We start from the raw sequence: 1,491 nt of genomic DNA, 5'->3' as shown, positions 1-1,491 counted from the left end.
GTCGCACCAAACGACCAGTTCCTGCATTCCATAACCCAGCTATCGCTCTCAGTAGAGAACTTTTACCTCTACCACTAGGGCCGACAATTAATAAGCCTTCTCCAGGTTGAACAGAAAAAGACAAATTTTCTACAATTAGCTGTTCATAGTTGGGTGTTTGTAAAGTGACATTCTCAAAAGAAAATTGATTTTCTTCTATTGTTTTAATAGTATTGAGATTTTCTGGTTGTTTACTTAATTTTTCTAAAGCATTTGAAAATTCAGATAAACGCTCAACGTAACTAGAAAATTGTCCAGCAGTTCCAAATTGATTAATTAATTCTCCCAAAGCAATAGCAAATAGATTACAAGCTAAAGCTGCTTGTCCAAGTTGTCCAAAATCAATTTCATTTTTAATATATAACGGTGCAAGTACTAAAAAGGGAAATATTTGGATAATAGATTGATACCCTCTATTAAAAAATTCTAAACTTCTTTCCCAACCTATCTTACGTTCCGTATTCTTGATAAGATTAATAAATCGCCGTGCAAGTATATTTGATTCTTGGCTTTCTCCTTGAAAAAAAGCTATGGATTCGGCGTGATTACGCACGTGTGTTAAGGCATAACTGTAGTCAGCTTTAAATGAGAGTTCCTCTTGATTAATTTTAGATAATTCTTGATTTAAGTAAATAGCAATTAAATTGCCTATCAACGTATAACCAATCAGAATTAGCGCAATATTTTGGGAAATTGTCCAGACAATTACTAAAAAAGTAATCATTTCTAGAACTTTTTCCAAAAAAGTAGCTGAAAAGTTTAAAGCATTAGTAGTGACAGGTTCAATTTCTTGTGATAATCGCTGATCTGGGTTATCAATATCTGTTTGAAAATTAATTTTATAATAAGCTCGATTGCTTAAATACTTATCTAAAATCTGATCATTAAGCCATTTATACCAATCAAGCGCAATTTGTTTTCTGACAAATTTAGAAAGTCCTGCTAAAAGCGTTAGGCAGACAAGTACAACAATATTTGTTATTAAAATATTGATAAATTTAGAATAATCTTTGTCTTGAATTAGACTATCAACCAAATAGCGATTAACGAAACTATTATAAGCAGTTGTACCTACAAGACCGACTATTAGTAGTATCAGGAGAATCAGTTTTACCCAGCTACGAATAACATCTGAGAATGCTCTTTCTCCTGGCTTGGTTGGATACCAGTAAGACCCGGCGACAATTTTGACATCGCCCCAAAATTGAATAAAATCTGAAAAAGGATTTTTTGTGGGTTGGGCTTGAATAACTTGGGTTGGCATATTTTAAAAATCAACTGAAAACTTTGCTCATCAGAACCAATACAGCAGTTTCCGCTGTTATGAGGTACAGTAGAAAATAGCAAACTAATTTCTTACAGTATCTATAGCAATCCTAAATCATTCATGAGGATTTGTAGGGGTAGTGCCCCGTGCCTACCCCAGCATCTAAGGGCAACCACGGGGGGATT

Annotated in this window: 1 protein-coding gene; it reads right to left on the bottom strand. The window is 34.0% G+C overall.

Features of this window, described 5'->3' with window-relative positions; genetic code table 11:
• Positions 1–1,303 (bottom strand): ABC transporter ATP-binding protein/permease (locus ACUVJL_RS14015; protein ID WP_445246404.1); only part of this gene is annotated, 1,303 nt, incomplete at its 3' end.
• Positions 1,304–1,491: the final 188 nt, after the last annotated feature.

The organism is Microcoleus sp. OTE_8_concoct_300, assembly GCF_031383065.1.
Classification (GTDB): Bacteria; Cyanobacteriota; Cyanobacteriia; order Cyanobacteriales; family Microcoleaceae; genus Microcoleus.
This window is presented reverse-complemented; position numbering and strand designations above follow the sequence as displayed.